Genomic DNA, 20,057 nt, shown 5'->3' with positions numbered 1-20,057 from the left:
AAGCAGTAATGAATTCGGGTGGTGACTGTGGCACAGTCGCTTACTCAACCAGCGGTGCATCCCCTGCGGGGATCGGAAACACACTGGTTATAGGATCAAGCCTTACGGGCAATTAGTATCAGTTAGCTCAATGCATTACTGCACTTACACACCTGACCTATCAACGTCCTGGTCTGGAACGACCCTTCAAGGGGCTCGAAGCCCCGGGGATATCTCATCTTAAGGCGAGTTTCCCGCTTAGATGCTTTCAGCGGTTATCTCTTCCGAACATAGCTACCCGGCGATGCCACTGGCGTGACAACCGGTACACCAGAGGTTCGTCCACTCCGGTCCTCTCGTACTAGGAGCAGCCCCCTTCAAATATCCAACGCCCACGGCAGATAGGGACCAAACTGTCTCACGACGTTTTAAACCCAGCTCACGTACCTCTTTAAATGGCGAACAGCCATACCCTTGGGACCGGCTACAGCCCCAGGATGAGATGAGCCGACATCGAGGTGCCAAACACCGCCGTCGATATGAACTCTTGGGCGGTATCAGCCTGTTATCCCCAGAGTACCTTTTATCCGTTGAGCGATGGCCCTTCCATACAGAACCACCGGATCACTATGACCTGCTTTCGCACCTGCTCGACTTGTCGGTCTCGCAGTTAAGCACGCTTATGCCATTGCACTATCAGCACGATTTCCGACCGTACCTAGCGTACCTTCGTACTCCTCCGTTACACTTTGGGAGGAGACCGCCCCAGTCAAACTGCCTACCATGCACTGTCCCCGATCCGGATCACGGACCAAGGTTAGAACCTCAAACAAACCAGGGTGGTATTTCAAGGACGGCTCCACGGAAACTGGCGTTCCCGCTTCATAGCCTCCCACCTATCCTACACAGATCGGTTCAAAGTCCAATGCAAAGCTACAGTAAAGGTTCATGGGGTCTTTCCGTCTAGCCGCGGGGAGATTGCATCATCACAAACACTTCAACTTCGCTGAGTCTCGGGAGGAGACAGTGTGGCCATCGTTACGCCATTCGTGCAGGTCGGAACTTACCCGACAAGGAATTTCGCTACCTTAGGACCGTTATAGTTACGGCCGCCGTTTACCGGGACTTCAATCAAGAGCTTGCACCCCATCATTTAATCTTCCGGCACCGGGCAGGCGTCACACCCTATACGTCCACTTTCGTGTTTGCAGAGTGCTGTGTTTTTATTAAACAGTCGCAGCCACCAGTTTATTGCAACCTCTTCACCCTCCTGGCGCAGGCCAGTCAAGCTACAGAGGCGTACCTTATCCCGAAGTTACGGTACCAATTTGCCGAGTTCCTTCTCCCGAGTTCTCTCAAGCGCCTTAGAATACTCATCTCGCCCACCTGTGTCGGTTTGCGGTACGGTCACTATTAGACTGAAGCTTAGAGGCTTTTCTTGGAACCACTTCCAATTGCTTCGCTTCCGAAGAAGCTCGCGCCACGCCCTTGAATTACGCACCCGGATTTGCCTAAGTGCCTTCTCCAACGCAGCGACCGGGACTTCCAACACCCGGACAACCTTCCGCGATCCGTCCCCCCATCGCATCTAACAATGGTGCAGGAATATTGACCTGCTTCCCATCAGCTACGCATTTCTGCCTCGCCTTAGGGGCCGACTCACCCTACGCCGATGAACGTTGCGTAGGAAACCTTGGGCTTACGGCGAGGGGGCTTTTCACCCCCTTTATCGCTACTCATGTCAGCATTCGCACTTCCGATACCTCCAGCACGCTTTTCAACGCACCTTCGCAGGCTTACGGAACGCTCTCCTACCACACGTACTTGCGTACGTATCCGCAGCTTCGGTGACTGGCTTGAGCCCCGTTACATCTTCCGCGCAGGACGACTCGATCAGTGAGCTATTACGCTTTCTTTAAAGGGTGGCTGCTTCTAAGCCAACCTCCTGACTGTTTTAGCCTTCCCACTTCGTTTCCCACTTAGCCAATCTTTGGGACCTTAGCTGGCGGTCTGGGTTGTTTCCCTCTTGACACCGGACGTTAGCACCCGATGTCTGTCTCCCGTGATTGCACTCTTCGGTATTCGGAGTTTGCTATGGCGTAGTAATCCGCAATGGACCCCACAACCATGACAGTGCTCTACCCCCGAAGGTGATACACGAGGCACTACCTAAATAGTTTTCGGAGAGAACCAGCTATTTCCAAGTTTGTTTAGCCTTTCACCCCTATCCACAGCTCATCCCCTAACTTTTCAACGTTAGTGGGTTCGGTCCTCCAGTACGTGTTACCGCACCTTCAACCTGGCCATGGATAGATCACTTGGTTTCGGGTCTACGCCCAGCAACTGATCGCCCTATTCGGACTCGCTTTCGCTACGCCTGCCTTAATCAGTTAAGCTCGCTACTGAACGTAAGTCGCTGACCCATTATACAAAAGGTACGCCGTCACCCCTTGCGAGGCTCCGACTGTTTGTATGCATGCGGTTTCAGGATCTATTTCACTCCCCTCCCGGGGTTCTTTTCGCCTTTCCCTCACGGTACTGGTTCACTATCGGTCGATCACGAGTATTTAGCCTTGGAGGATGGTCCCCCCATCTTCAGACAGGATTTCACGTGTCCCGCCCTACTTGTCGTACCCCTAGTTCTTCCACGCTGCTTTCGCTTACAGGGCTATCACCTGCTATGGCCGCACTTTCCAGAGCGTTCAGCTAACAATGCAGATAAAGAGTACAGGCTCTTCCCATTTCGCTCGCCACTACTTTGGGAATCTCGGTTGATTTCTTTTCCTGCGGTTACTTAGATGTTTCAGTTCACCGCGTTCGCTTCTCGTGACCTATGTATTCAGTCACGGATGACCCATACGGGCCGGGTTTCCCCATTCGGACATCTCCGGATCAAAGCTTGTTTGCCAGCTCCCCGGAGCTTTTCGCAGGCTACCGCGTCCTTCATCGCCTGTGATCGCCAAGGCATCCACCACATGCACTTGTTCGCTTGACCCTATAACGAGTGTGTCTCTCTCGAGCGCACCCGCCATAGGCTGAGTATTCGCGTTGTGCCGTATTCCAAGTCATCATTAAGATCACTTTTCATACTTGATACAATCACTACCCTGAGTACCTACTCACGCCCATCTCTAAGCGCTTTCGCTACTCTCTTTACTACTTCTTCCAGATTGTTAAAGAACGTTTAGCCGACAAGCGTAATTCACTACTTGCGACATCAACTGGCTATAGTCGCCAATGCGCAGCACTCATCCGAGCGCTGTGCATTGAGGACTTGGTGGAGGATGACGGGATCGAACCGACGACCCCCTGCTTGCAAAGCAGGTGCTCTCCCAGCTGAGCTAATCCCCCGTGTGCAGGGCCTGTTCAACCCGTCTCGACCGTTGGTGGGTCTGGTTGGATTCGAACCAACGACCCCCGCCTTATCAAGACGGTGCTCTAACCGACTGAGCTACAGACCCTTAGCCTGTCTTTCTGACAGCCGATAAGCGTGAGCGCTTAACTTAGTGTGCGAAGCTCGAGAAAGGAGGTGATCCAGCCGCACCTTCCGATACGGCTACCTTGTTACGACTTCACCCCAGTCATGAATCCCACCGTGGTAAGCGCCCTCCTTGCGGTTAGGCTACCTACTTCTGGTGAAACCCACTCCCATGGTGTGACGGGCGGTGTGTACAAGACCCGGGAACGTATTCACCGCGGCATGCTGATCCGCGATTACTAGCGATTCCAGCTTCACGCAGTCGAGTTGCAGACTGCGATCCGGACTACGATCGGTTTTCTGGGATTGGCTCCACCTCGCGGCTTGGCAACCCTCTGTTCCGACCATTGTATGACGTGTGAAGCCCTACCCATAAGGGCCATGAGGACTTGACGTCATCCCCACCTTCCTCCGGTTTGTCACCGGCAGTCTCCTTAGAGTGCTCTTGCGTAGCAACTAAGGACAAGGGTTGCGCTCGTTGCGGGACTTAACCCAACATCTCACGACACGAGCTGACGACAGCCATGCAGCACCTGTGCGCCGGTTCTCTTTCGAGCACTCCCGCCTCTCAGCAGGATTCCGACCATGTCAAGGGTAGGTAAGGTTTTTCGCGTTGCATCGAATTAATCCACATCATCCACCGCTTGTGCGGGTCCCCGTCAATTCCTTTGAGTTTTAATCTTGCGACCGTACTCCCCAGGCGGTCAACTTCACGCGTTAGCTACGTTACTAAGGAAATGAATCCCCAACAACTAGTTGACATCGTTTAGGGCGTGGACTACCAGGGTATCTAATCCTGTTTGCTCCCCACGCTTTCGTGCATGAGCGTCAGTGTTGGCCCAGGGGGCTGCCTTCGCCATCGGTATTCCTCCACATCTCTACGCATTTCACTGCTACACGTGGAATTCTACCCCCCTCTGCCACACTCAAAGCCTGCCAGTCACCAATGCAGTTCCCAGGTTAAGCCCGGGGATTTCACATCGGTCTTAACAGACCGCCTGCGCACGCTTTACGCCCAGTAATTCCGATTAACGCTCGCACCCTACGTATTACCGCGGCTGCTGGCACGTAGTTAGCCGGTGCTTATTCTTCCGGTACCGTCATCCTCCATCCATATTAGGGACGAAGTTTTCTTTCCGGACAAAAGTGCTTTACAACCCGAAGGCCTTCTTCACACACGCGGCATTGCTGGATCAGGGTTGCCCCCATTGTCCAAAATTCCCCACTGCTGCCTCCCGTAGGAGTCTGGGCCGTGTCTCAGTCCCAGTGTGGCTGGTCGTCCTCTCAGACCAGCTACAGATCGTCGCCTTGGTAGGCCTTTACCCCACCAACTAGCTAATCTGCCATCGGCCGCCCCTATAGCGCGAGGTCCGAAGATCCCCCGCTTTCCTCCGTAGATCGTATGCGGTATTAATCCGGCTTTCGCCGGGCTATCCCCCACTACAGGACACGTTCCGATGTATTACTCACCCGTTCGCCACTCGCCACCAGGGTTGCCCCCGTGCTGCCGTTCGACTTGCATGTGTAAGGCATGCCGCCAGCGTTCAATCTGAGCCAGGATCAAACTCTTCAGTTCAAACCTGTTACTGTTTTTCGGTTCCGTTAGAAACCGGTCGCTCACTCAACGTACTGACGATGATTGTTCATCCTAAGATGAAAAACCTTCCTCTTAATACTTCGTGTGAGACTCTTGATACTTTTGCTATTGCCCCAGTCCGAAGACCGAAGCCGCACTCGCTATCAAGCGCCCACACTTATCGGCTGTTAGTTTTTAAAGAACATTTCCGCTAAGACCGTCTTGCTTTCGTCTTGCGTCGCTGCATCAGCAGCAGAGAAACGAGATTATGAACATCGTTTCGAAGTCTGTCAACAAGTTTTTGAACCGCTTTACTCGCTGACTGCGCTCGAGAGAATGTTTTACCGCCCATCTCCAGCACCCCTCCGAACCGCTTACTCCCGCTTCCTTCGCGTTCCGTGAATCGCGAAGGAACGGAATTCTAGTTAGCCCGAACGCAATATGCAAGGGTTTTCTACCGGTGCTTGAAAAGCGGCTTTCGCTTCTCCACAAACGCCGTCATGCCTTCTTTCTGATCTTCCGTTGCGAACAGCGAATGGAATAGACGCCGCTCAAAATGGACGCCTTCCGCCAGCGTCGTTTCGTATGCGCGATTGACTGCCTCTTTCGCCATCATGACCGCAGGCAGCGAAAAGCCGGCGATGATCGTCCCCGCCTCCACCGCCTCATCGAGCAAACGATCGGCGGCGACGATACGCGACACCAGTCCGGCGCGCTCCGCTTCTGCCGCATCCATCATGCGGGCGGTCAGACACATGTCCATCGCCTTCGCCTTCGATACCGCGCGAGGCAAGCGTTGCGTGCCGCCCGCACCCGGAATCACGCCGAGCTTGATCTCCGGCTGTCCGAACTTCGCCGTATCGGCGGCGATGACGATGTCGCACATCATTGCCAGTTCGCAGCCGCCGCCAAGCGCGAAACCCGCCACCGCCGCGATAACCGGCTTGCGGATCGAGCGGATGGTCTCCCAGTTGCGCGTGATGTAGTCGTTCTTGTAGACATCCATATAGGAGTAGCCGGCCATCATGCCGATGTCCGCGCCCGCAGCGAATGCCTTCTCACTGCCGGTCAGCACGATCGCGCCGATATTCTCGTCGGCATCGAAGGCTTTCAGCGCCGATCCGAGTTCGTCCATCAGCGCGTCGTTGAGCGCGTTCAGCGCTTTCGGGCGATTCAGCGTGATCAGTCCGACTCGTCCGCGTGTCTCTACCAGCACGTTCTCGTAAGTCATGCGCTCCTCCTGGCGATCCTCTGGTAAGTCCTAATGAAGGACCTTCTTGTACATCATCTCGATAATGCTACCATCACCAACCAACCGGTCGGTTAATTAATCGACCAGCCGCTCATCAATCTATCTTCCGACCATGACACATTCCCTGTTCACGAAGCATGAAGCGATGCTCGACAAAGCGCTCTCCGCCATCCAAACGCGCGGCTACTGGAGTCCTTTTGCCGAAATGCCGAGTCCCAAAGTGTACGGGGAAACGGCCAGCGCGGACGGCGAAGCGGCATTCAAGGCACATCTGGGCAAGACCTTCGAACTCGATCAGCCGTCAACGGGCGAAACGGTTGGCGCGGAGCGGTCGCCGTTCGGCGTTGCGCTCGACATCAAGTATCCGAAGGCCGATCCCGACGCCCTCATCCAAGCCTCGCTTCAGGCTCAGAAGCAGTGGCGCGCCGCCGGTCCGCAAGCATGGGTCGGGGTCAGCCTCGAGATTCTTTCACGGCTGAATCGCGCCAGCTTCGAGATCGGCTACAGCGTGATGCACACGACTGGCCAGGCGTTCATGATGGCCTTCCAAGCTGGCGGCCCGCACGCGCAAGACCGCGCGCTCGAGGCGGTCGTCTACGCGTGGGACCAACTGCGCCGCATTCCGGCCGAGGCGCACTGGGAAAAGCCGCAAGGCAAGAACCCGCCGCTCGCGATGCAGAAGCGCTATAGCATCGTTCCGCGCGGCGCCGGTCTCGTGCTGGGCTGCTGCACGTTCCCGACGTGGAACGGTTATCCCGGCCTTTTCGCCGACCTCGCCACGGGCAACACCGTTATCGTCAAGCCGCATCCCGGCGCGATCCTGGCGCTGGCGATCACCGTACGCATCGCTCGTGACGTCCTGCGCGAAGCCGGCTTCGATCCGAACGTCGTCATGCTGCTCGCCACTGAGCCGAATGACGGCCCGCTCGTCCAGCAACTCGCCGTGCGTCCGGAAATCAAGCTCATCGATTTCACCGGCAGCACACAGAACGGCACCTGGCTCGAGCGCAATGCGCACCAGGCGCAGGTCTTCACGGAGAAAGCGGGCGTGAATCAGATCGTCATCGATTCCGTCGACGACATGAAAGCCGCCGCGCGCAACATCGCGTTCTCGCTCGCGCTGTACTCCGGCCAGATGTGTACCGCGCCGCAGAACATCTATGTGCCACGCGACGGCATTCGCACCGCCGACGGCCAACTCAGCTTCGACGAAGTCGCGAAGGCGCTTGCCGGCGCCGTAGAAAAGCTGAGTTCCGATGCTGCCCGTGCCGTCGAACTGACCGGCGCGATTCAGAACGAAGGCATCGTGGCGCGCATCGCTGAAGCACGCGCGCTCGGCGACGTGCTGCTCGATAGCCAGACGCTCACGCATCCCGCCTTCCCGGAGGCGCGAGTTCACACGCCACTGCTGCTCAAGCTCGACGCACGCGATCACGAAACCACGTTCACGAGAGAATGGTTCGGACCTATCGCGTTCGTGATTGCCACCGATTCCACGACGCAATCGCTCGACCTCGCCGGCTCCATCGCGCAGGAGCACGGCGCACTCACACTGTCGGTCTACAGCACGGACGACGCCGTGATCGACGCTGCCCATGAAGCCGCGATACGCGGCGGCGTCGCGCTCTCGATCAACCTGACGGGCGGCGTCTTCGTCAATCAGTCCGCTGCGTTCTCCGACTTCCACGGCACCGGCGCAAACCCGGCCGCGAATGCCGCTCTCGCCGATGCAGCCTTCGTCGCAAACCGCTTCCGTGTCGTTCAGAGTCGAGTGCACGTTGCGCCCAAGGCAGCGCCTGCGGAAGCCGGCCAAACGGCATAAGCAAAACGACGGAAAGGCGAAGTCGCGCAATCGGCTTATGCCTTCCGGCCGAATGGAAAACATCGGGCCGCGCGCCTAGTATCCGCATGTGACGAACTCAAACGCGGCCCGTGTCAGAGGAGATGCCATGTCCGAGCAGTCTGTTCTGTTTCAAATCGATGGCGATACGCGCGTCGCGACCATCACGCTGAATCGTCCTGACAAGCTGAACAGCTTTACACGCGAGATGCACGGCCAATTGAGCCAGGAGCTCGACCGGGCCGAGGCGGAGAATGCGCGCGCGATCGTCCTGACCGGTGCGGGGCGCGCGTTCTGCGCCGGGCAGGACCTTGCCGATCTCGACTTCACGCCGGGTTCGATGTCCGACCTCGGTGAACTGATCGACGCTCACTTCAATCCACTCGTGCGCCGCCTTCAAGCGATGCCGCTGCCTGTCATTGCAGCGGTCAACGGCACGGCTGCAGGCGCGGGCGCGAACCTGGCGATGGCCTGCGATCTCGTCCTCGCGGCACGTTCGGCGAGCTTCATCCAGGCGTTCGTGAAAATTGGCCTCGTTCCGGATTCGGGCGGAACGTGGCTCTTGCCGCGCCGCGTCGGTGAAGCGCGTGCGTTGGGGCTGGCGCTGACCGGCGACAAGCTCGGCGCGGAGAAGGCCGAAGCGTGGGGCATCGTGTGGCGCGTCGTGGACGATGCGGAACTTCAGCACGCCGCCGCGCAACTGGCCGCACAACTCGCCCAGCAGCCCGCGCGCGCAATTGCCGCGATCAAGCAGGCCATGCGTGCGAGCGCGGCCAATACATTCGATGCGCAACTCGCCCTCGAACGCGACGTGCAGCGCGAACTCGGCGCATCGCCCGACTACATCGAAGGCGTCGCCGCATTCAAGGAAAAGCGCGCACCGCGCTTCGAAGGCCTTTGAATCCATCAGGGAGACTTGCGTGACGCCTCAACAACTCGCCGAAGCCACGGCCAAAGCCATGTATGAAGCGGATGCCTGCTCGCGCGCGCTGGGCATCGAGCTGATCGAAGTGCGGCCCGGCTATGCGCGGCTTCAGATGAACGTGCGCCCGGACTTTCTCAATGGCCACGCAATCTGCCACGGCGGCCTGATGTTCACGCTGGCGGATTCCGCATTCGCTTTCGCGTGCAACTCCTATAACGTCAGCACGGTGGCGGCGGGATGTTCGATCGAATTCCTGCGGCCCGTGCACGGCGGCGATCGCCTGACCGCCGAGGCGGTGGAGCAGACATTGAGCGGGCGCACCGGCATCTACGATATCCGCGTCACGAATCGCGAAGGCGAAGCCGTCGCGATGTTTCGCGGCAAGTCGGCCCAGATCAAGGGCACCGTGATTCCCACTTGACCGAACCGATCGATCAGCCGGACGCGGCAACGACCGCGCCGCATAGCGAGCATGAAGGAGACATCGATGACTACACCGTTGCCGCTCGAAGCGATCGAGAAGGCGAGCCGCGACGAACTCGTCGCGCTTCAGTTGCAGCGTCTGAAATGGACGCTCAGACACGCCTATGACAATTCGCCTGTGTATCGCCGCAAGTTCGATGAAGCGGGCGTCCATCCCTACGACGTACAGTCGCTTGGGGACCTCGCGCGCTTCCCCTTCACGACGAAAAAGGACCTGCGCGACAATTATCCGTTCGGCATGTTCGCCGTGCCGCAAGAGCGCGTCGCGCGCATCCACGCTTCGTCCGGCACGACGGGCAAGCCTACCGTCGTCGGCTATACAGCGAAGGACATCGACACCTGGGCGGATCTCGTCGCCCGTTCGATCCGCGCGGCGGGCGCGCGTCGCGGCGACAAGGTGCACGTGAGCTACGGCTACGGCCTTTTCACCGGCGGCCTCGGTGCGCACTATGGCGCGGAGCGCGCGGGATTGACGGTCATTCCGTTCGGCGGCGGTCAGACCGAGAAGCAAGTTCAACTGATTCAGGACTTCCGGCCCGACATCATCATGGTGACGCCGAGCTATATGCTCTCCATCGCTGACGAGCTGGAGCGGCAAGGCATCGAGCCGGCGAGCTGTTCGCTGCGCATCGGCATCTTCGGCGCGGAGCCGTGGACGAACGACATGCGCCATGCGATCGAGCAGCGCATGGGCATCGATGCCGTCGACATCTACGGTCTATCCGAAGTAATGGGGCCAGGCGTGGCGTCCGAGTGCGCCGAAACGAAGGACGGCCCGACGATCTGGGAGGATCACTTCTACCCCGAGATCATCGATCCCGACACCGGCGAAGTGCTGCCGGACGGCGAGTTCGGCGAGCTGGTGTTCACGTCGCTCACGAAGGAAGCGCTGCCGATCATCCGCTATCGCACGCGAGATCTGACGCGGCTCTTGCCGGGCACCGCGCGGACGATGCGCCGCATGGAAAAGATCACCGGCCGCTCGGACGACATGATGATCGTGCGCGGGGTCAACGTCTTCCCGACGCAGATCGAGGAACTCTTGCTGAAGCGGCCGGTGCTCGCGCCGCATTATCAAATCGTGCTGACGAAGGACGGCCCGCTCGACGTTTTCACGCTCAATTGCGAGCCATGTCCCGAATCGGCGCCCGACGTCGCGGCGCTGGACAGCGCAAGGAGTGCGCTTGCCTACGACATCAAGGCGCTGATCGGCGTGAGCGCCGTGGTGAACGTGCTGCCGGTGAACGGTATCGAACGTTCTGTCGGCAAAGCACGGCGTGTGGTGGACAAGCGCGGCGTGAAGCCGTAAGTCACGCGATCACGAGTTAGGCATCAGCAGCCACATCCGGCCGCCCTGCTTCATGCGTCCCGCGAGGTCGCCGGCATCGTCGCCGAGGCCCCAGAAATAATCGGCGCGCACGCCGCCCTTGATCGCGGTGCCAGTATCCTGAGCGAACACCAGCCGGTTCATCGGCTGGTTGCTGAGCGGGCGCGTCGTCTGGAGGAACACGGGCGTGCCGAGCGGAATCGCGGAAGGATCGACTGCGATCGAACGTTCGGGCGTCAGCGGCACGCCGAGCGCGCCGACGGGACCGTCGCCGAGACTCGTCGTCAGCGCCGTGGCGGCGGGCATTTCGCGGAAAAACACGAAGCGCGGATTGACGTCGAGCAGCGCATCGACGCGCGCCGGATTGGCCTTCGCCCACGCCTTGATGCCTTGCATCGTCGCTTGCGCGGGCGTCAGTTCGCCGCGATCGAGCAACTCCTTGCCGATCGACCGATACGGCTGATTGTTGGTCCCGCCGAAGCCCACACGCATCACGCTGCCGTCTTCCATGACGACGCGCCCCGAGCCCTGCACTTGCAGGAAGAAAGCTTCGATCGGATCGTCGACCCAGACCAGTTCGTTGCCGTTCAACACGCCGGAGCGTTCGAGCTGAGCGCGCGCAGGCAACGCAGCGCCCGGTTTATAACGATACGGCCATCGGTACAGCGCATATTGATACGCACCGCGCCGCGTGCGCGAACCGCGCAGCAGCGGTTCGTAGTAGCCGGTTACGAGGCCGTCGAGCGTGCCGTCCGTATTGGCAAGCTGGAACGGCGTGAAATACGTCTCGAAGAAACTGCGCGCCTCCGACATGTCGAGGTCGTCCAGCCGCTGGGCCGCCGCGCACGCCTTCTGCCAGTTGGCCTGACGCGCGAGCCGGCTGCAATTCTGACGCAGCGCGGCGGTCGCGCCGATCAGCGAATCGTCGTTCCAGCCGGGAACCTGCTGCCAGCTCACCGCCGTAAGCCGCGATGACGCGCGCTGCCCGGTCGTGATCGGCGTGCCGCCGGCCGTGCTCGGCCCCGGCTTCACATAACCACCGCCGCCACCGCACGAGGCGAGCAGGACAGCCGCTGCGATCGACGCGGCCCAGGCCGCTCCACGTGCCGCGCTTCGCACGATACTGCGCATACAATGCTCGTTCTTGATGGGAACCGCCATGTCTGATCTGTTCGACGAATATCCAATGCTGATTTTTGCGCTCGAGGCGCTCGTGGCGCTCGGCTTGCTGATTTTCATTGTCGCGTGGACGGCATCGGGCAAGAAGAAACACCAGAACCGCGCGAACGACGCAGCCAAGCGCCGTTAAGCTCCGCTGCCCGCTGCCATCGTTGCTTCAATGCAGCGTGCGCGGCATATGCAGGGCGAATTCGGCGATCGGCGCCTCGAAGCGCTCGCCGTCCTCCGCGACGCAGAAGTATTCGCCGCGCATCGTGCCGACCGGCGTGCCGATCACCGCCCAACTCGTATATTCGAATCGCTCGCCGGGCGGCAGGAGCGGCTGCTGGCCGACTACGCCGAGGCCCTTCACTTCCTGCACGTGGTTGTCGCTGTCGGTGATGATCCAGTGACGCGAAATGAGTTGAGCCGCAACCTGGCCGGTATTGCGAATCGTCAGCGTGTAGGCAAAGGCGTATTGGCGGCTGTCCGGATCGGACTGTTCGGGCAGATATCGCGTCTCGACGGACACGCTGAATTCGTACTGGCTCATCGTCGTTCCAAGTTCAATTCGTCGCTTCGCTGCCGGCAGACAGCGAGCGGGTGTGCCGCTATTGGTCACGCATTCTGCTTGATGCAGCCCGTGCCCGCAACACGGAATCCGGAGCGCTGAGCGCGCGGACAGCGTTCATCTGGCCATTCGGCCGACTTACGCCGGGAAAATCGCGAGTTAGAATCACGGCTTCGGACCCGGGGCCGCACGCTGGCCGGCCTTTGCGCCTGCTGGCCCGCGAGCCATCAGGCTTTCATGCATTCTGGCCTCACATCAGATACGCTCATGGCGCAATTTCACATCGCTCCCAGCATCCTTTCCGCCGATTTTTCCCGGCTCGGCGAGGAAGTCCGCAACGTCGTCGCCGCCGGAGCCGACTGGATCCACTTCGACGTAATGGACAACCATTACGTGCCGAACCTCACCATCGGCCCGATGGTGTGCGAGGCCATCCGCCCGCACGTGGACGTGCCCATCGACGTGCATCTGATGGTGCGCCCCGTCGATCGCATCGTGCCCGATTTCGCGAAGGCGGGCGCCAATGTGATCAGCTTTCATCCGGAGGGTTCGGATCACATCGACCGTACGCTGTCGCTGATCCGCGATCACGGCTGCAAGGCCGGCCTCGTGTTCAACCCGGCGACGCCGCTAAATTATCTCGATCACGTGATGGACCGGCTCGATCTCATTTTGATCATGTCGGTCAATCCGGGTTTCGGCGGGCAGTCGTTCATTCCCGAGGCGCTCCACAAGCTGCGCGAAGCGCGTGCGCGCATCGACGCTTACCGCGAGCGCACGGGCCGCCACATCCATCTGGAAATCGACGGCGGCGTGAAAGTGGACAACATCGCGGAAATCGCGGCGGCCGGCGCGGACACATTCGTCGCGGGCTCCGCCATTTTCGGCAAGCCTGACTATAAGCAGGTGATCGACGCGATGCGTGTCGAACTGGCGAACTCGGGAGCGCAGCAATGAGCGATAGCGCGGCGGCGTTGCCCGCCTTTTCGAACCGGCCGATTCGCGCGGCCATCATCGACCTGGACGGCACCATGGTCGATACCGCCAACGACTTCGTCGCCGCCCTGAACGGCATGCTTGCGCGCATCGGCGTGGAACCGCTCGTCACGCGCGATGAAGTCGTGGGCTACATCGGCAAGGGTTCGGAGAACCTGATCCGCAGCGTGCTGGCCGCCCGTCTGCCGCACCCGCAAGCCACCGCGCAATTCGACGACGCGCTCGCCACCTATCAAAGCGAGTACGCCAAGATCAACGGCAAGCATTCGACGCTCTTCCCCGAAGTCAAGGAAGGCCTCGAAGCAATGCGCGAACTCGGCATCGCGCTCGCGTGCGTGACCAACAAGCCGCATCGGTTCGCGGTGGAACTGCTGTCGCACTTCGGCGTGGCGCAGTATTTCAAGGTCGTTCTCGGCGGCGATTCGGTCGCGCTAAAGAAGCCCGATCCGCTGCCGATGCTCACCGCTTGCGAACGCCTGGACGTACTGCCGCGCGAAACCGTCGCGGTCGGCGATTCGGAGAACGATGCGCTCGCGGGCCGCGCCGCCGGCATGGCGACGCTTACCGTGCCCTATGGCTATAACCACGGGAAAGCAGTGCAATCGGTGAAATCCGATGGTATAGTTTCCACGCTGCGCACCGCAGCCATGGCGATTGCCGCGACACTGGCGCCGCCCGACACCACTCTGACTGAATAGTCCATCTTTCATGTTTCTTAACAGAAAACGGAGTCTGAGCAGCATCGACCGGGGAGCCTGGCCCTGGCGTCGCTGGTCGCGCTAACCTCACCCGAGGTACGCTGAAGCCATGTCGCGTCTTACTGCACTCGCTTCAGCATCCGTTTTTTGTTTCGCTGCGCATTCCCGCGCCGTTTCCGTTGATTGGTCCATCGAGCCGTTTCATGGCATGTGTTGCCGTGCGTCACATCTGACGCAGGCCGCGCGCTGCCGCGAAAGGTCCGATCGTCGTCTGAACCGCACCCGCGCGGCTCGGACGCATCTGCCGACAACGCGAGAAACAAGCCGACCGCAGCGCCCCAGTTCTTCCCGACGCCGCATCCCCATATGAAGGCGCGCGTCGATCAAGGATCGCAACATGACCGAACTCGAATTCCAATCGCTGGCGAATGAAGGCTACAACCGCATTCCGCTGATCGCCGAAGCGCTCGCCGACCTCGAAACCCCGCTGTCGCTTTATCTGAAGCTGGCGCAACCCGAACGCAACGGCGCGAACTCGTTCTTGCTCGAATCGGTGGTCGGCGGCGAGCGCTTCGGGCGTTATTCGTTCATCGGACTGCCGGCGCGCACGATGGTGCGCATGCAGAACGGCGTGTCCGAAGTCGTCACCGACGGCGCCGTGACGGAAACCGACGAAGGCGATCCGCTCGCGTTCATCGAGCGCTTCCAGAAGCGCTTCAAGGTGGCGCTGCGTCCGGGCTTGCCGCGTTTCTGCGGCGGTCTGGCCGGCTACTTCGGCTATGACGCGGTGCGCTACATCGAGAAGAAGCTGGCGAACACGGCGCCGCGCGACGATCTCGGCCTGCCCGACATCCAGTTGCTGCTGACGGAGGAAGTCGCGGTCATCGACAACCTCGCGGGCAAGCTCTATCTCATCGTCTACGCCGATCCGACGAAGCCCGAAGCCTACGCAAAGGCGAAGCATCGCCTGCGCGAACTGCGCAGCCGGCTGCGCGCGACCGTGCAGCCGCCGGTGACATCCGCGAGCGTGCGCACGGAAACCTATCGCGAGTTCGCGAAAGAGGATTATCTGAACGCGGTCCGACGCGCGAAGGAATACATCGCGGCGGGCGAACTGATGCAGGTGCAGGTCGGCCAGCGTCTCATCAAGCCGTTCCGCGACAATCCGCTCTCGCTGTATCGCGCGCTGCGGTCGCTGAATCCGTCGCCGTACATGTACTACTACAACTTCGGCGGCGATGTGCACGTGGTCGGCGCGTCGCCCGAAATTCTCGTGCGTCAGGAAAAGCGCGCCGAGGACCGCATCGTGACGATCCGCCCGCTCGCCGGCACCCGCCCGCGCGGCAACACGCCCGAGCGCGACGCTGAACTCGCCACCGAATTGCTGAACGATCCGAAGGAAGTCGCTGAACACGTCATGCTGATCGACCTCGCGCGCAACGACGTGGGCCGCATCGCGGAAACGGGTTCGGTCGCCGTGACGGACAAGATGATCATCGAGAAGTACTCGCACGTTCAGCACATCGTGAGTTCGGTCGAAGGGAAGCTGAAGCCCGGCGTGAGCAACTTCGACGTGCTGCGCGCGACCTTCCCTGCGGGCACGCTGTCCGGCGCGCCGAAGGTGCGCGCAATGGAACTGATCGACGAGCTCGAGCCCGTCAAGCGCGGACTGTATGGTGGCGCGGTCGGGTATCTGTCGTTCAGCGGCGAGATGGATCTCGCCATTGCGATCCGCACCGGCCTCATCAACAAGGGCAATCTGTATGTGCAGGCGGCTGCGGGCGTCGTCGCCGATTCGGTCCCCGAGTCCGAATGGCAAGAGACGGAAAACAAGGCCCGCGCCGTGTTGCGCGCCGCCGAGCAAGTGCAAGACGGCCTCGACAGCGACTTCTGAGGAGACAAGACCATGCTGCTGATGATCGACAACTACGACTCGTTCACCTATAACCTGGTCCAGTACTTCGGCGAACTCGGCGAGGATGTGCGCACCTATCGCAACGACGAAATCACGCTCGACGACATCGCGAAGCTCGAACCCGATCGCATTTGCCTGTCGCCGGGGCCGAGCAATCCGCAGCACGCGGGCATCACGCTCGACGTCCTGCGCGAATTCTCCGGCAAGCTGCCGATTCTCGGCGTGTGCCTCGGCCATCAGGCGATCGGCGAGGCGTTCGGCGGACGCGTCGTGCGCGCGCAAACCATCATGCACGGCAAGGTGAGCCAGATCGAAACCGACTGTAAGGGCGTGTTCTCCGATCTTCCCAAACACTTCAACGTGACGCGCTATCACTCGCTCGCGATTGAACGCGAGTCTTTGCCCGACTGTCTGGAAGTGTCAGCGTGGACGCCGGACGGCGAGATCATGGGTGTCCGTCACAAGGAACTGGAAGTGGAAGGCGTGCAGTTCCATCCGGAATCCATCCTCTCGGAGCACGGTCACGCCCTGCTCGAAAACTTCGTGAAGAACACCACGGCAGGCAAGGGCGCAAAACGATGACCATCACTGCACAGGAAGCGCTGCAACGCACGATCGAGCATCGCGAGATCTTTCACGACGAAATGCTGCATCTGATGCGCACGATCATGCGCGGCGAGATGTCGCCCGTGATGGCTGCCGCGATCATCACCGGCTTGCGCGTGAAGAAGGAAACCATCGGCGAAATCGCGGCGGCGGCGACCGTCATGCGCGAGTTCGCGAACCATGTCGAAGTCGACGACAACTCCAATTTCGTGGATATCGTCGGCACCGGCGGCGACGGCTCGCATACCTTCAACATCAGCACCGCGTCGATGTTCGTCACGGCTGCGGCCGGCGCGAAGGTCGCGAAGCACGGCAATCGCGGGGTATCGAGCAAGTCGGGCAGCGCGGACGTGCTCGAAGCGCTCGGCGTCAACATCGACCTGACGCCCGAACAGGTGGCGGCATCGATTCACGAGACAGGCATGGGCTTCATGTTCGCGCCGAATCATCATCCCGCGATGAAGAACATCGCGCCCGTGCGGCGCGAGCTCGGCGTGCGCACCATCTTCAACATTCTCGGGCCGCTGACGAATCCGGCGGGCGCGCCGCATCAGCTGCAGGGCGTGTTCCACGAGGACCTCGTCGGCATCCAGGTTCGCGTGATGCAGCGGCTCGGCGCGAAACACGTGCTCGTCGTGTACGGCAAGGACGGCATGGACGAAGTGTCGCTCGGCGCGGCGACCAAGGTGGGCGAGCTGAAGCACGGCGAAGTCACCGAATACGAAATTCATCCCGAGGACTTCGGCCTGCAGATGGTGTCGAACCGCACGCTTAAAGTGCAGGACGCGCAGGAATCGAAGGCGATGCTCCTCGGCGCGCTGAACAACAAGGCGGGCGTCGCACGCGAGATCGTCACGATGAACGCGGGCGCGGCGCTGTATGCGGCCGATGTCGTCGATTCGATCGCCGCCGGCATGGCCGCCGCGCGCGAGGCGATTACGAGCGGCGCGGCGCGCGAGAAAGTCGAGACGCTCGTGAAGTTCACGCAGCAGTTCAAAAGTTAAACGGAAGCTGACATGAGTGACATTCTGGATCGCATCATCGGGGTCAAGCGCGAGGAAATCCGCGCCGCCGAACAAAGCGCGCCGCTCGAAGAGTTGAAGCTCGAAGCGAGCGCACGCGACCTGCGCGATTTCGTCGGCGCGTTGCGCGCGAAGCATGCGGCGAATCAGGCCGCCGTCATTGCCGAAGTGAAGAAGGCGAGTCCGTCGAAGGGCGTATTGCGCGAGCATTTCGTGCCGGCCGATATCGCCCGTTCGTATGAGCAAGGCGGCGCCGCGTGTCTGTCCGTGCTCACCGACGTGCAGTTCTTCAAGGGCAGCGTCGCGTATCTCGAGGAAGCGCGCGCCGCGTGCAGCCTGCCGGTGCTGCGCAAGGACTTCATCATCGATCCGTATCAGGTCATCGAAGCGCGCGCGATGGGCGCCGACTGCATTCTGCTGATCGCCGCCGCGCTCGAGCTTTCGCAGATGCAGGACCTCGAAGCCTACGCGCACTCGCTGGGACTCGCGGTGCTGGTCGAAGTGCACGACGCCGACGAATTGCGCAACGCGCTCACGCTCAAGACGCCGCTCATCGGCATCAACAACCGCAATCTGCGCACGTTCCAGACAACGATCGACACGACCATCGGCATGCTCGAATCGGTGCCGGACGATCGCATCGTCGTGACGGAATCGGGCATCCTGTCGCGCGCCGATGTCGAGCGGCTGCGCGCGATGCGCGTGCACACCTTCCTCGTCGGCGAAGCGTTCATGCGCGCCGACGATCCGGGCGCGGAACTCGCCCGCATGTTCTTCTAACGGGGCGGCTAGTGGGTATCGAACGGGAAATCAAACTGGCGCTGTCGCCGTCGTCGCACGACGACGTCGCGCGTTTCTTCGACGAGCGCACCGGCGCGGGCAAGCCGATGAAGCTCGGCAACGTCTACTTCGACACGCCGTCGCTGACGCTCGCGAAAGCGAAGTCCGCGCTGCGTCTGCGCCGCACGCCGGAACAATGGCTGCAAACCTACAAGACGCTCGGGGAAGCCAAGGCCGGAATGCATAGCCGGCACGAATGGGAACTGCCGGTCAAAGGCGAAGCGCTCGAAATCGATGCGCTCCTCGCCGCCTGCGACGACGACGCCGCCCGCGCTGCACTGCAGGCCGCCGCGCCGGATCTCATCGCGCTCTTTCGCACCGATTTCACGCGCATCGTGTGGGATGTCGAGCGCGAGGGATCGCAGATCGAAGTCGCGCTCGATTCGGGCGAAATCACCGCGGACGTCGATGGCGAAACGCGGCGCTCGGAAATCAGCGAACTGGAAGTCGAGCTGAAATCGGGCGATGCAAGCGCGCTCGAAACGCTCGCCGCCGAACTGCGCGGCGCGTTTCCGGAACTCGATCCCGAAGACGTCAGCAAGGCGCAGCGCGGGTATCGGCTGCGCGAGCGGCCCGAGAGCAACCTCAACGACGCGGAAGCATGAATCGTCAGCCCTCTCTTTTTGCGGAAGCCGAAAGCGTGGCCGAGGCGTCCGGCGCATTGAGCTTCGCCACGCTCGAAAGTCAGTTCGACGCCCTGCCCGCCGACTGGCGGCGTCATCTGAAGGCGTTCATCGAGAGCCCGCGCTATGCGGCGTTATGCGAATTCGTCGATGCGGAACGCGCCGCCGGCAAGACCGTCTATCCCACCGATGTCTTCCGCGCGCTGCGCTTGACGCGTCCCGAAGACGTGAAGGTGATCATCCTTGGCCAGGACCCGTATCACGGCGAGGACAAGGGCGCGCCACAGGCTCACGGCCTCGCGTTCTCGGTGCCCGCGCCGGTGCGCCCGCCGCCGTCGCTGCGCAACATCTTCAAGGAGATTCACGCGAGCCTCGGATTCGCCGCGCCGTCGCACGGCTGTCTCGATGCGTGGGCCAGGCAAGGCGTGTTGTTGCTGAACACATCGCTGACGGTCGAGCGCGACAAAGCCGGCAGCCACGCGAAACGCGGTTGGGAGCAATGCACCGATACGCTCATCCACGAGATGGCCGTTCGGCACGAGGGTCTCGTCTTCATGCTGTGGGGCGCGCACGCTCAGGCGAAGCGCGGCTTGATCGAAGGAACGGCGAAAGCGCATTGTGTGCTCGAAGCGCCGCATCCGTCGCCGCTGTCGGCGCATCGCGGCTTTCTGGGATGCGGCCATTTCGTGCGGGCGAACGAGTATCTCGTGCAGCACGGACGGAAGCCGATCGACTGGCAATTGCCGGAGTAAGCGCATCGACGTAAAA

The 20,057-nt window shown here is 60.8% G+C and carries 15 protein-coding genes, 2 tRNA genes and 2 rRNA genes; 12 read left to right on the top strand and 7 right to left on the bottom strand.

The window, feature by feature from the left end:
• Nucleotides 1-91: 91 nt before the first annotated feature.
• From LDZ21_RS02095 to LDZ21_RS02075, 5 genes are all read right to left on the bottom strand, one after another.
• Nucleotides 92-2,974, bottom strand: a 23S ribosomal RNA gene (locus LDZ21_RS02095).
• A gap of 280 nt (nt 2,975-3,254) precedes the next feature.
• A tRNA-Ala gene (locus LDZ21_RS02090) sits at nt 3,255-3,330 on the bottom strand.
• A gap of 33 nt (nt 3,331-3,363) precedes the next feature.
• Nucleotides 3,364-3,440 (bottom strand) — tRNA-Ile (locus LDZ21_RS02085).
• A 61-nt stretch (nt 3,441-3,501) separates the two neighbouring features.
• Nucleotides 3,502-5,033 (bottom strand): 16S ribosomal RNA (locus tag LDZ21_RS02080).
• Together the 16S and 23S rRNA genes with 2 tRNA genes alongside form the textbook arrangement of a ribosomal RNA operon.
• Before the next feature lie 454 nt (nt 5,034-5,487).
• Nucleotides 5,488-6,264 (bottom strand): enoyl-CoA hydratase, encoded by a 777-nt coding sequence (locus LDZ21_RS02075; protein WP_244793955.1) that lies wholly within the window; start codon nt 6,262-6,264, stop codon nt 5,488-5,490.
• A 133-nt stretch (nt 6,265-6,397) separates the two neighbouring features.
• Between LDZ21_RS02075 and paaN the strand changes: the two genes are divergently transcribed.
• The 4 genes from paaN (at nt 6,398) to paaK (ending at nt 10,842) form a co-directional block, all read left to right on the top strand.
• Nucleotides 6,398-8,107, top strand: a complete 1,710-nt coding sequence (gene paaN, locus LDZ21_RS02070; RefSeq protein WP_244793954.1) for a phenylacetic acid degradation protein PaaN — start codon at nt 6,398-6,400, stop codon at nt 8,105-8,107.
• Nucleotides 8,108-8,234: 127 nt separating this feature from the next.
• The gene (paaG, locus tag LDZ21_RS02065; RefSeq protein WP_244793953.1) at nt 8,235-9,026 is read left to right on the top strand and encodes a 2-(1,2-epoxy-1,2-dihydrophenyl)acetyl-CoA isomerase PaaG; all 792 of its coding nucleotides are present in this window, start codon (nt 8,235-8,237) and stop codon (nt 9,024-9,026) included.
• Nucleotides 9,027-9,084: 58 nt separating this feature from the next.
• The gene (paaI, locus tag LDZ21_RS02060) at nt 9,085-9,471 is read left to right on the top strand and encodes a hydroxyphenylacetyl-CoA thioesterase PaaI (RefSeq protein WP_244794744.1); all 387 of its coding nucleotides are present in this window, start codon (nt 9,085-9,087) and stop codon (nt 9,469-9,471) included.
• Between the two features lie 66 nt (nt 9,472-9,537).
• Entirely contained in the window at nt 9,538-10,842 is a 1,305-nt protein-coding gene (paaK, locus tag LDZ21_RS02055) for a phenylacetate--CoA ligase PaaK (protein ID WP_244793952.1), read from the top strand.
• Between the two features lie 9 nt (nt 10,843-10,851).
• On the opposite strand, the gene mltA is transcribed toward paaK, so the two are convergent.
• Together mltA and apaG are read right to left on the bottom strand one after the other, a co-directional pair.
• Entirely contained in the window at nt 10,852-12,099 is a 1,248-nt protein-coding gene (gene mltA, locus LDZ21_RS02050) for a murein transglycosylase A (RefSeq protein WP_244793951.1), read from the bottom strand.
• 97 nt (nt 12,100-12,196) lie between these two features.
• Entirely contained in the window at nt 12,197-12,571 is a 375-nt protein-coding gene (gene apaG, locus LDZ21_RS02045; protein WP_035970296.1) for a Co2+/Mg2+ efflux facilitator ApaG/CorD, read from the bottom strand.
• Nucleotides 12,572-12,856: 285 nt separating this feature from the next.
• Between apaG and rpe the strand changes: the two genes are divergently transcribed.
• From rpe to LDZ21_RS02005, 8 genes are all read left to right on the top strand, one after another.
• A complete protein-coding gene (rpe, locus tag LDZ21_RS02040) occupies nt 12,857-13,546 on the top strand; it encodes a ribulose-phosphate 3-epimerase (protein WP_244793950.1) in 690 nt (229 codons plus the stop codon).
• Nucleotides 13,543-14,283 carry a phosphoglycolate phosphatase gene (gph, locus tag LDZ21_RS02035; protein ID WP_244793949.1) on the top strand — a complete coding sequence of 247 codons (741 nt, stop codon included), beginning with the start codon at nt 13,543-13,545 and terminating at the stop codon, nt 14,281-14,283. Before rpe ends, gph begins: the two co-directional genes overlap by 4 nt.
• Before the next feature lie 397 nt (nt 14,284-14,680).
• The gene (gene trpE, locus LDZ21_RS02030; protein ID WP_244793948.1) at nt 14,681-16,177 is read left to right on the top strand and encodes an anthranilate synthase component I; all 1,497 of its coding nucleotides are present in this window, start codon (nt 14,681-14,683) and stop codon (nt 16,175-16,177) included.
• Nucleotides 16,178-16,189: 12 nt separating this feature from the next.
• Nucleotides 16,190-16,780, top strand: a complete 591-nt coding sequence (locus tag LDZ21_RS02025) for an aminodeoxychorismate/anthranilate synthase component II (protein WP_035970301.1) — start codon at nt 16,190-16,192, stop codon at nt 16,778-16,780.
• A complete protein-coding gene (gene trpD, locus LDZ21_RS02020; protein ID WP_035970303.1) occupies nt 16,777-17,808 on the top strand; it encodes an anthranilate phosphoribosyltransferase in 1,032 nt (343 codons plus the stop codon). Before LDZ21_RS02025 ends, trpD begins: the two co-directional genes overlap by 4 nt.
• 12 nt (nt 17,809-17,820) lie before the next feature.
• The gene (gene trpC / locus LDZ21_RS02015) at nt 17,821-18,606 is read left to right on the top strand and encodes an indole-3-glycerol phosphate synthase TrpC (protein ID WP_244793947.1); all 786 of its coding nucleotides are present in this window, start codon (nt 17,821-17,823) and stop codon (nt 18,604-18,606) included.
• An 11-nt stretch (nt 18,607-18,617) separates the two neighbouring features.
• On the top strand, nt 18,618-19,271 hold the full coding sequence (locus tag LDZ21_RS02010) for a CYTH domain-containing protein (RefSeq protein WP_035970306.1): 654 nt from the start codon (nt 18,618-18,620) through the stop codon (nt 19,269-19,271).
• On the top strand, nt 19,268-20,041 hold the full coding sequence (locus tag LDZ21_RS02005) for a uracil-DNA glycosylase (RefSeq protein WP_244793946.1): 774 nt from the start codon (nt 19,268-19,270) through the stop codon (nt 20,039-20,041). The genes LDZ21_RS02010 and LDZ21_RS02005 overlap by 4 nt, the downstream gene beginning before the upstream one ends.
• Nucleotides 20,042-20,057: the final 16 nt, after the last annotated feature.

It is taken from the genome of Caballeronia grimmiae (genome assembly GCF_022879615.1).
Lineage (GTDB): Bacteria > Pseudomonadota > Gammaproteobacteria > Burkholderiales > Burkholderiaceae > Caballeronia > Caballeronia grimmiae.
This window is presented reverse-complemented; position numbering and strand designations above follow the sequence as displayed.